Genomic DNA, 10,357 nt, shown 5'->3' on the forward strand with positions numbered 1-10,357 from the left:
TGGCGCGGAGGTCCAGCGCGCGGTGCGGGCCGAGCACCGCACACACCCCGGCCTCGGCGAAGACCAGTTCGGCGCGCTCGTCCGGGTCGTCGGCGTCGACCGGGACGTAGGCAGCGCCGGCGGCGAGCACGGCCAGGATCGAGATGTAGAGGTCGGCGGTCCCGGACGGGGCCCGGACGCCGACCCGGTCGCCCCGGCCGATTCCGGCGGCGGCCAGCCGGCGGCGCAGCAGGTCGACGGCGCCGAGCAGCGCGCGGTAGGTCAGGGCGGTCTGGCCGTCGTCGATCGCGCGCGCATCCGGGTGCCGGCGGGTGGTCTCGTCGAGGATGTCCACCAGCGTCCGCTCGGCCGGTGCGGGACCCGAGGAGAACACCGCGGGAGAGGCGAGTTCGTCGAGCAACCCGATGGGCAGGCGCGGTTCTATGACGGTGGTCATCCAGCCTCCGGGAGGGAAACGGTCCCCAACCCCGGGGCCGACCAGCGACTTTACCGGAAGTTCACAGAACCTGCGCTATTGGCTTTTCGGATGGAAAGCAATGTCACATTCGGGCGTTCATGTCACATTGCTTTCCCATTCCGGAAGTCACGCACCGGCGGAGGCCCGCCTGGTGTCGGCCCGTTCGCGGCCGGTGCCGTGCGCGTCCTTGAGATTGCGCAGCTTGTCCTTGACCCCGTGACCGGTGTCCTTGCGCAGGGCCTTGTGCAACCCCTCGGTGTTGTTGCCGTAGCCGGCGTAGTACGCGGCGTCGGCGATGTCGTAGCCCTGCAGCATGTACTCGAGTAGCTGCTGGATCTTGTCGGGCAGGTTCTCCATGTCCTGGAGCAGTTCGTCGACCGCCTGGTCGAGTCCCTCCTCGTGCTGCATGTCGTCGAACCCGTACTCCTGCATGGCAGCGCTGTACTCCGCATGGGAGTCGTCGTCGTAGTCGGTCATGACGACACTTCAGCACCGTGGCGGATGGGCCGGGATGTCCGTCGGGGCAGCCTCTGGTGCGGCCCTTGCGTGAAGTTATGAATCGTAGTTCACTTCTTGGGTGGCCTACCGACGCACCGCCGCCGTCCAGGCGCGGCTGGACGCCGCCCGCGGCGCCATCCTGCGCGCCGCCATCGGACTGCTCACCGAGCACGGTTACGCCGGCTGTTCGGTCGCCGCGGTGGCCGGCCGGGCCGGGGTGGCCACCGGCACCGTCTACCGGCACTTCCCGACCAAGGCGCACCTGGTCACCGAGGTGTTCCGGGAGGCCGCCGGCCGCGAGGTGGCCGCGGTGGGCGCGGCCATCCGCCAGCCCGGCCCGGTGGCCGGCCGGATCACCGCCCTGATCGAAACGTTCGCCGGGCGCGCGTTCAAGTCCCCCCGGCTCGCCTACGCCCTGCTGGCCGAGCCGGTCGACCCGGCCGTCGACGCCGAGCGCCTGGTGTTCCGCCGCGCCTACCGCGACCTGGTCGCCGCCACCGTCGCCGACGGCGTGGCCACCGGCGTGCTGCCCCCGCAGAACCCCGACATCACCGCCGCCGCCCTGGTCGGCGCCATCGCCGAGGCCCTGGTCGGGCCGCTGGCCGCCGGCGCCGCCGAGGTCGACACCATCCCGTCGCTGATCACGTTCGCGCACCGAGCCACAGGAGCAACCCGTGCCACGCACGCATGAGGTCACCAACCAGGTCCCGCCGCTGGCCGGCCACGACGTCGCCGCCGATCCCGCCCTGCTCGAGGGGCTGCGCCGGGAGGGCGCTGGCTGGGCCGAACCGGAACTGCACGAGTTGGGCGCCCTCGCCGGCAGCGAGCAGGCCCAGGACTGGGGCCGGCTGGCGCACGCCTACCCGCCGGTGCTGCGCACCCACGACCGGTTCGGCCACCGCATCGACGAGGTGGAGTTCCACCAGTCCTGGCACGACCTGATGACGGTGGCCGTGTCGCACGGCATCCACGCCGCGCCCTGGCGCGACGGCCGGGCCGGCGCGCACGTGGCCCGGGCCGCGAAGATGTACGTCTGGGGCCAGGTCGAGCCGGGGCACACCTGCCCGATCTCGATGACCTACGCGGCGGTTCCGGCGCTGCGGCACAACCCGGAACTGGCCGCGTCGCTGGAGCCGCTGCTCGCCGCGCCCGAGTACGACTACGGCCTGCGGGCGCCGGCCACCAAGCGCGGCCTGATCGCCGGCATGTCGATGACCGAGAAGCAGGGCGGCTCCGACGTGCGCGCCAACACCACCACCGCGCGGCCGGCAGGCGACGGCACCTACCTGCTCACCGGACACAAGTGGTTCACCTCGGCGCCCATGTCGGACGTGTTCCTGACCCTGGCCCAGGCGCCCGGCGGGCTGTCCTGCTTCCTGCTGCCCCGGGTCCGGCCGGACGGCACCCGCAACAGTCTCTTTCTGCAACGGTTGAAGGACAAGCTGGGCAACCGGTCCAACGCCTCGGCCGAGATCGAGTACGAGGACGCGGTCGGCTGGCTGGTCGGCGAGGAGGGCCGGGGGGTCCGCACGATCATCGAGATGGTCAACATGACCCGGCTGGACTGCGTGCTGGGCAGCGCCGCAGGCATGCGGCACGGCCTGGTCGCGGCCGCCCATCACGCCACGCACCGCAGCGCGTTCGGCACCCGGCTGATCGACGCCCCGCTGATGACCAACGTGCTCGCCGACCTCGCCATCGAGTCGGAGGCGGCGACGACGGTGGCGATGCGGCTGGCCGGCGCCACCGACCGGGCCATCGCCGGGGACGCCGCCGAGGAGGCGTTTCGCCGGCTCGCCCTCGCGGTGACCAAGTACTGGGTGTGCAAGCGCGGCCCGGCGCACGCCGCCGAGGCGCTGGAGTGCCTGGGCGGCAACGGCTACATCGAGGACTCCGGGATGCCGCGGCTCTACCGCGAGGCGCCGCTGATGTCCATCTGGGAGGGATCGGGCAACGTCGCGGCGCTGGACGCGTTGCGCGCCATGGCCCGCCAGCCCGAGTCGGTGGAGGCGTTCTTCACCGAGCTGAGCCACGCGGCCGGCGCCGACCACCGGCTCGACGACGCGGTGGCCAACCTGCACAAGGAACTCGCCGACACCTCGGCCATCGAGTTGCGCGCCCGCCGCCTGGTCGAGTCCATGGCCCTGGTGCTGCAGGGCTCGCTGCTGGTCCGGCACGCCCCGCCGGCCGTCGCCGACGCGTTCTGCGCCTCCCGGCTCGGCGGCGACTGGGGCGTCGCGTTCGGCACCCTGCCCGCCGGCACCTCCACCGGCGAAATCCTCGAACGCGTGCGGTGTTGATTTAGGGCACGCGCGATCGGACCTGCGGGGCGGGCCGTCGAGTCGGCAGATCCGCCTTCGCGGGTTGGTGGCCCGCCGCCACAGGTCCGTGCCTTCGGCGGGTGCGTGCGGGAGACCACACCGTCTGTCGAGCACAAGGCCCCAGGTCGGTACTACGATCCCTGCGTCCGGGTTACTACTCAGTAGCTGCTCATCGCGGAGGGCTTCGTGCTGGTTCGACTGATCCTTGGCCTGGGGCTCACGGTGATCGTGCTCGCGATCGCCGGCCGCCGCGCCCAGTGGCTGCACAAGCTGATCACCTCCGGCCAGCCCGCCGATCGGGTGGATTCGATTCCGGCCCGGCTGTGGGCTCAGGTCAAAGAGGTGTTCGGGCAGCGCAAGCTGTTGAAGTGGTCGGTGCCCGGCGTGGCCCACTTCCTCACCTTCTGGGGATTCCTGATCCTCGGCTCGGTCTACCTGGAGGCCTACGGGGCGCTGTTCGTCGAGGACTTCCACATCCCGCTGATCGGCACCTGGGCGGCGCTCGGCTTCCTGCAGGACTTCATCGCGGTCGCGGTGGCGGTGTCGATCGTCACGTTCGCGATCATCCGGCTGCGCAACGCCCCCGAGCGGCGGCAGCGCGCGTCGCGGTTCTACGGCTCGCACACCGGGCCGGCCTGGCTGATCCTGTTCATGATCTTCAACGTGGTCTGGACGATGTTCCTGTTCCGCGGCGCGTCGGCGGCCGCCGGGAACTTCCCCTACGACAGCGGCGCCTGGGTCTCCCTCGGCATCGGTGAGCTGATGGAGCCGCTGAGCCAGCACACCACCGAGATCATCGAGACGGTCGGGCTGCTGCTGCACATCGGCGTCATGCTGTCGTTCCTGATCATCGTGCTGTACTCCAAGCACCTGCACATCTTCGTCGCGCCGATCAACGTGTCGGCCAAGCGGCTGCCGGACGGGCTCGGGCCGCTGCTGCCGATGGAGTCGCACGGCAAGCCGATCGACTTCGAGGACCCGTCCGACGACGACGTGTTCGGCCGCGGCAAGATCGAGGACTTCACCTGGAAGGGCATGCTGGACTTCGCCACCTGCACCGAGTGCGGGCGATGCCAGAGCCAGTGCCCGGCCTGGAACACCGGGAAACCGTTGTCTCCCAAGCTGGTCATCATGAACCTGCGGGACCACCTGTTCGCCAAGGCCCCGTATCTCATCGGCGGGACGGACATGCCGGACGAGGGCGCGGTCATGCCCAAGGGCGGTCCGGAACACAACGGCCATGGCGTTCCCGAGTCCGGCTTCGAGCGGATCACCGGCTCCGGCCCGGAGCAGGCGCTGCGCCCGCTGGTCGGCACCGCCGAGCAGGGCGGCGTGATCGACCCGGACGTGCTGTGGTCGTGCACCACCTGCGGCGCGTGCGTGGAGCAGTGCCCGGTGGACATCGAGCACGTCGACCACATCGTGGACATGCGCCGGTACCAGGTCATGATCGAGTCGGAGTTCCCGACCGAGCTGGGCACCCTGTTCCGCAACCTGGAGAACAAGGGCAACCCGTGGGGGCAGAACAACTCCGAGCGGATGGACTGGGCCAAGGGCCTGGACTTCGAGGTGCCGGTCTTCGACGGTGAGCTGGCCGCGGACGTGGAGTACCTGTACTGGATCGGCTGTGCCGGCGCGTTCGACGACAACGCGAAGAAGACCGTGCGCGCCACCGCCGAACTGCTGCACATCGCCGGCGTGAAGTACGTGGTGCTGGGCAACGAGGAGACCTGCACCGGCGACCCGGCCCGGCGCGCCGGCAACGAGTTCCTGTTCCAGATGCTGGCCCAGCAGACCGCCGAGATGCTCAACGCGGTGTTCGAGGGCCGTGAACCGGTGCAGCGCAAGATCGTCACCACCTGCCCGCACTGCATGAACACGCTCGGCCGGGAGTACCCGCAGCTGGAAGGCATGATCCCGTCGTTCGGCGGCACCAACGGCCACTACGAGGTCATGCACCACACCCAGCTGCTCAACCGGTTGGTACGGGAGGGAAAGCTCACCCCGGTCAAGCCCGCGCAGGCCGCCAACCCGGTGACCTATCACGATCCGTGCTACCTGGGCCGGCACAACAAGGTCTACGAGCCGCCGCGCGAGTTGGTGGGCGTCGCCGGCGCCACCCTCACCGAGATGCCCCGGCACGCCGACCGCTCCCTGTGCTGCGGCGCGGGGGGCGCGCGGATGTGGATGGAGGAGCACATCGGCAAGCGCATCAACCTCGAGCGGGTGGACGAGGCGATCGGCACCGGCGCCGGCGAGATCGTCACCGGCTGCCCCTTCTGCCGGGTGATGATGTCCGACGGGGTCGTGCAGCGCCAGAGCGAGGAGCAGGCCGCCGGCGTGACCGTCCGCGACGTCTCCCAACTCCTCCTCGACGCCGTCAAACGCGGCCAGACCTAGGAATCGGTCACCAGTACTGGATCCGCTGCCCGTCGGTGTCGGCGATGAAGATCACCGCGTCGGCGCCGGCCAGGTCCGCCGGGTCGACCGGGATGTGGCCGCGCACGATCGGTTCGCCCGCCGCGGTCGACGGTGGCAGCGCGGCGCGCACGGCCGGGGCGGGGAACAGGGCGCGGCGAACGGTCGCCTCGGCCAGCATGCCCTGCAGGGTGCCCGGATCGCTGTGCGGGTTGGCGTCGGTCGCCAGGAACACGTAGCCCTCGCCGAGGGTGGGTGCGACGAGCGCGCCGGCACTGCTCCAGCCCAGGTCCGCCTCGGTCCGCGCCCGCTGCAGGTGCGCGTTGTGCGCGAACACCAGGATCGGCCCGCGCTGCCGCTCCTGCGCGACGATCGCGAGCAGGTTGTCGGCCATCATCTCGGTGCGCAGGCTGAGCAGGGTCGCGATGCGGTCGGGGGCGGGGCTGGCCATGGCCGCGTGATAGCGCAGCAGACCCTGGGCGGTGCGGGCGTGTGCCACGGCCCGGGCGTAGCCGGCCGGGTCGGCGGGTCGCAGGGCGGGCGCCGCGCGGCGCAGGGCGCTGGTGAGGTCGTCGGCGGCGATGCGTAGGGCGCGGACGCGGTCGGAGCCGCCGAGGGACGCGGCCGGGTCGTACATGGCCGCCGGGTTGGTCCAGTCGGTGTCCGCGCCGAGCAGCGGTTCGAGGTCGCGGGCCGACTCGGGCCGCAGCGGGGCGGGCAGGTAGCCGGTGACCGCCGACAGCGCCCGGCGCGGGCTCGGCGCGGCGGCGGTCTCCGTCGGCGCGTCGAAGCCGTGGAAGCGGACCCGGTCGTGCGGCGCGCGGCCGGCGTTGTGCGTGCGGAGCCACTCGACGAGTGCGCGGTTGGCCGGGATGGCTCCGAAGCCGTGGCTGAACCCGGTGGTGAGCACCGTGTCGATCTCCGCAGGCGCCCCGGCCACGTAGTCGTCGACGATGGCGGCGGCGAAGAAGTCGGTCTCCAGCACGATCGACCGGTAGCCGCGTTCGGCGAGTTGGCTGAGCAGTTCGTTGCGCAGCAACGGGAACGCCGGGATGCCGTGGGTCGGCTCACCGAGGGCCAGCAGGGTCGGCGGCGCGGTCCGCGCGGCGAGCAGTTCGTCGACGGCGCGGCCGAGACCGGCCGGGTCGTCGAGTTGCCGGCCGACTCCGCGCAGGGCGGTGGCAGTGGACATGAACACCCCTTGTCTCTCCGGAGCACCTTCCTCGACCGTATCGTTGAACAATCCATTGAAACTTCGGCGACGATTCCCTGGGCCTGCCTCCCGCAACCCTCAATCGGAGGTGCGACCTGCGACCCATCGACCTGGCTCGGGAGCACGGCTTGTCCGCCCAGGCGGTCCGCAACTACGACGACGCCGGCATTCTCCCGCCGGCCGAGCGCAGCGCGACCGGCTACCGCCGCTACACGCCGCTGCACGCGCAGGCTCTGCGCGCCTTTCTCGCGTTGCGCGCCGGCCACGGGCACCAGCGCGCCATGGAGATCATGCGCGCGACCAACCGGGGCGACCCCGAGTCCGCCTACCGGCTCATCGACGCCACGCACGTCGCACTGCTCACCGAACGCGGCACCCGCGCCGAGGTCGCCACCGCCCTGGGCGCCCTGTCCAGCACGACACCCACCCCCGTGCCCGGCCGCCCGCTGACCGTCGGTGAGCTCGCGCGCCGGCTCGGCGTGCATCCGGCGACCCTGCGCACCTGGGAGACCGCGGGCATCCTGCGCCCCGCCCGCAACAGCGCCACCGGCTACCGCGAGTACGGACCCGACCGCGTGCGCGACGCCGAGATCGCCCGGCAACTGCGGCGCGGCGGCTACGCCCTGCGTCAGGTCGCCCGGTTCCTGGAGTCACTGCGCCAGGCCGGCGGGACCGCCGCCCTGGCCACCTTCCTCGACGCCTGGCAGGACCGGCTCACCACCCGCAGCCGTGCTCTCCTCGCCGGAGCCGCCCGGCTCGACGCCTACCTCACCCTGCTCCAGGAGCCCAACCGGTCAGATTGAGCGGAGGCGGACGGGTTCGCCGGCGGCGGCCCAGCACTCCGCGAGGAAGCGGACGATCTCCTCGGTGAGGCGTTCGGGCCGGGCGCGGAGCTCGACGATCGACTTGGCTTTGATCAGCCGGGCGTTGGGAAGCTCGCCGACCAGGTCGTAGGCGTCGGCGATGTGGTGGCTGAGGTCCCGGCGATGGGCGATCACCAGGGCGGGCGCGGCGATGGCGCGGCGGTCCGGGGCGGGCGGGGCCTTGCGGCCGTAGACCAGGCCGAGCAGCGTGTGCGAGACCGGCGTGGGGTCCGGCCGCACGAAGTCCAGGGCGATGTCCAGCAGGTAGGCGCCCCTCGGCACCCGCCGGGCGGCGACCCCCAGCGCCCGCAGCACCGGCCGGCCGACGGTGAAGACGCCCAGCAGCGGGGCGATCACCACCGCCCAGAACGTCTGGGAGTCCTCGAGCACGGGCATGTCCAGCACCAGGCCGCACACCCGCTCGGGCGCCCGCACGGCCACCTCGAGCGCGATGTTGGCGCCGAGCGAGGTGCCGCCGATGACCGCCCGCTGCACACCGAGCGCGTCCAGGGCGCCCAGCACGTGCCGGCCGTACAGCTCGATCGAGTACAGCCGCCGGTCCGCCGGCCGGTCGGAGTCGCCGTGCCCGAGCATGTCCAGGCAGATCACCCGGTAGCCGTGCCGGGCCAACTGCTCGGCCAGCGGCGCGTGCAGGCTGCGTCGCATGAGCAGCCCGTGCAGCAGCACGACGACCGAGTCGCCCGAGCCGAACTCGTCGTAGGCGAGCCGGTAGCCGTCGACGGTGACCGTGCCGTGGTTCATCCGAACAGCCTAACCGGCCACCGGCCGAGCCCGGAGTCCTAAGGTTGGCCGGTGCCGCTGAACCTGCCGTCGCCGTGCGTGGTGGTGCTGGTCGGGCCGGGTGCGGCCGGCAAGTCGACCTGGGCGGCGGCCCACTTCCCGGCCGAGGCCATCGTGTCCAGCGACCGGCTGCGGGCGGTGGCCGGGTCCGGCGAGGACGACATCACCGCGAGCACCGACGCGTTCGCCCTGCTCGAGCAGATCGTCTCGATGCGCATCGCCCGCCGGCTGACCACCGTGATCGACACGCTCGGGCTGGACACCGACCGCCGCCGGGCCTGGCTGCACGCGGCCCGGCAACGCGGCCTGCCCTGCGTCGCGGTCGCGTTCGACACCGCAGGCGCCGAGTGCCGGGCCCGCAACCGCGACCGGCCCAAGCGCATCCCGGCCGACGTCCTGACCGCGCAGCTACGCACCTGGCGGCAGGTCCGCGACCTGCTGCCGGCCGAAGGCTACGACCAGGTGCTCGAGCCGCAGCCGGTCCGGGTCGTGCCGGAGGCGTTCATCGCCTCGCCGGCGGCGCTGACCCGGCAGCGGGAACGGCCCACGGGTCTGCGGTTCGGCCTGCACCTGTCCACGTTCACCTTCACCGGCGGCACCGCGGCGACCGCGGGCGCGCTGCGCGAGATCGCCACCGCCGCCGAGGACGCCGGGTTCGACGCGCTCTACGTGATGGACCACTTCCGGCAGATCCCGCAGGTGGGCCGCGCCTGGGACGACTTCCTGGAGAGCTACACGACGCTGGCCTACCTGGCCGCGTGCACCCGGTCCGCGCGGCTCGGCACGCTGGTCACCGGCGTCACCTACCGCAACGTCGCGCACCTCGGCAAGATCGTCGCCACGCTGGACGTGCTCAGCGGCGGCCGGGCGGTGTGCGGGCTCGGGCTGGCCTGGTTCGCCGCCGAACACACGGCCTACGGCTGGGACTTCCCGCCGGTCGGCGACCGGTACGCGGTGCTGGAGGACGCCCTGCGGTTGTTGCCGCTGCTGTGGGGGCCGGGCGGTCCGGCGTTCGAGGGCGCGGCGGTGTCCGTGCCGGAGGCCGCCGGCTACCCCCGCCCGCTGCAGGAGCACGTGCCGATCATCGTCGGGGGCGGCGGGGAGCGCCGCACCCTGCGGCTGGCCGCCCGCTACGCCGACGCCGCCAACGTGCTCGGCGATCTCGACACGGTGCGGCGCAAGGCGTCGGTGCTGCGCGCGCACTGCGCCGAGGTCGGGCGGGACCCGGCCGAGGTGGCCCTGACCCACCTGTCCACCGCGCTGGTCGGCACCGGCGACCGCGAGTTGGCCGGGCTGGTCGAGCGGCTCCGCCCGCCACGCATGGACCCGGCCCGGTTCGCCGCCGCGGTCAACGCCGGCACGGTCGACGACCACGTCGGGCGGTTCCGCGAACTGGCCGAGGCGGGGGTGGCCGAGGTCATGGTCCGGCTGCCCGACCTGTCCGACCCGGAACCGCTCCAGCGGATGGCGAAGGTCATCGCCGCCTTCCGGTGACCGCTTTTCGCCACGGAGTCGACGCAGGCTCGAGCGGGCCTCGTCCACGGCTCGGGTTGACCTACCCATCCTGGTCACCGGAACCGTTGATCAGAGGAGGTCCGGGCAGGTGAGCGCAGGATCGCCAGGTGAGTCGGGATCCCGGTCGGTGAAGCTGGACCGGGTGGTGATCCGGTTCGCCGGTGACTCCGGTGACGGTATGCAGCTGACCGGTGACAGGTTCACCTCGGAGGCGGCGGCGTTCGGCAATGATCTGGCGACGTTGCCGAACTTCCCGGCGGAGATTCGGGCG

General features: G+C 72.2%; 10 protein-coding genes. 6 read left to right on the forward strand and 4 right to left on the reverse strand.

Going from position 1 to position 10,357, the window contains the following annotated elements; translation table 11 throughout:
- Positions 1-436 (reverse strand): AMP-binding protein (locus tag VFO68_RS00485; RefSeq protein ID WP_325156093.1); only part of this gene is annotated, 436 nt, incomplete at its 3' end.
- Positions 437-583: 147 nt separating this feature from the next.
- Positions 584-934 carry a hypothetical protein gene (locus VFO68_RS00490; protein WP_325156094.1) on the reverse strand — a complete coding sequence of 117 codons (351 nt, stop codon included), beginning with the start codon at positions 932-934 and terminating at the stop codon, positions 584-586.
- A gap of 100 nt (positions 935-1,034) precedes the next feature.
- On the opposite strand from VFO68_RS00490, the gene VFO68_RS00495 reads away from it, so the two are divergent.
- From VFO68_RS00495 to VFO68_RS00505, 3 genes are all read left to right on the forward strand, one after another.
- The gene (locus VFO68_RS00495; RefSeq protein ID WP_325156095.1) at positions 1,035-1,646 is read left to right on the forward strand and encodes a TetR/AcrR family transcriptional regulator; all 612 of its coding nucleotides are present in this window, start codon (positions 1,035-1,037) and stop codon (positions 1,644-1,646) included.
- Positions 1,630-3,255, forward strand: coding sequence for an acyl-CoA dehydrogenase family protein (locus VFO68_RS00500; RefSeq protein WP_325156096.1), 1,626 nt, complete (start codon positions 1,630-1,632; stop codon positions 3,253-3,255). The genes VFO68_RS00495 and VFO68_RS00500 overlap by 17 nt, the downstream gene beginning before the upstream one ends.
- Positions 3,256-3,462: 207 nt before the next feature.
- Positions 3,463-5,676, forward strand: a complete 2,214-nt coding sequence (locus tag VFO68_RS00505; RefSeq protein ID WP_325156097.1) for a heterodisulfide reductase-related iron-sulfur binding cluster — start codon at positions 3,463-3,465, stop codon at positions 5,674-5,676.
- A 7-nt stretch (positions 5,677-5,683) separates the two neighbouring features.
- Here VFO68_RS00505 and VFO68_RS00510 read toward each other — a convergent pair whose 3' ends face one another.
- Positions 5,684-6,886, reverse strand: a complete 1,203-nt coding sequence (locus VFO68_RS00510) for an erythromycin esterase family protein (RefSeq protein WP_325156098.1) — start codon at positions 6,884-6,886, stop codon at positions 5,684-5,686.
- A 116-nt stretch (positions 6,887-7,002) separates the two neighbouring features.
- Here VFO68_RS00510 and VFO68_RS00515 point away from each other — a divergent pair, with 116 nt between their 5' ends.
- Positions 7,003-7,710, forward strand: coding sequence for a MerR family transcriptional regulator (locus VFO68_RS00515; protein ID WP_325156102.1), 708 nt, complete (start codon positions 7,003-7,005; stop codon positions 7,708-7,710).
- Here the strand turns inward: VFO68_RS00515 and VFO68_RS00520 are convergent.
- Positions 7,702-8,532 (reverse strand): alpha/beta hydrolase, encoded by an 831-nt coding sequence (locus VFO68_RS00520; RefSeq protein WP_325156099.1) that lies wholly within the window; start codon positions 8,530-8,532, stop codon positions 7,702-7,704. The genes VFO68_RS00515 and VFO68_RS00520 overlap by 9 nt on opposite strands.
- Before the next feature lie 51 nt (positions 8,533-8,583).
- Between VFO68_RS00520 and VFO68_RS00525 the strand changes: the two genes are divergently transcribed.
- Positions 8,584-10,065 (forward strand): TIGR03560 family F420-dependent LLM class oxidoreductase, encoded by a 1,482-nt coding sequence (locus tag VFO68_RS00525; protein ID WP_325156100.1) that lies wholly within the window; start codon positions 8,584-8,586, stop codon positions 10,063-10,065.
- 109 nt (positions 10,066-10,174) lie between these two features.
- A partial coding sequence (locus VFO68_RS00530) for a hypothetical protein (RefSeq protein WP_325156101.1) occupies positions 10,175-10,357 on the forward strand: 183 nt, incomplete at its 3' end.

The organism is Actinophytocola sp., from assembly GCF_035712165.1.
Classification (GTDB): Bacteria; Actinomycetota; Actinomycetes; order Mycobacteriales; family Pseudonocardiaceae; genus DASYTH01.

What these genes read in the sequence shown, in the direction of transcription:
- VFO68_RS00510 (WP_325156098.1), bottom strand. Translation starts at nt 6,886, where the DNA reads ATGTCCACTGCCACCGCCCTGCGCGGAGTCGGCCGGCAACTCGACGAC.
- VFO68_RS00490 (WP_325156094.1), bottom strand. Translation starts at nt 934, where the DNA reads ATGACCGACTACGACGACGACTCCCATGCGGAGTACAGCGCTGCCATG.
- VFO68_RS00520 (WP_325156099.1), bottom strand. Translation starts at nt 8,532, where the DNA reads ATGAACCACGGCACGGTCACCGTCGACGGCTACCGGCTCGCCTACGAC.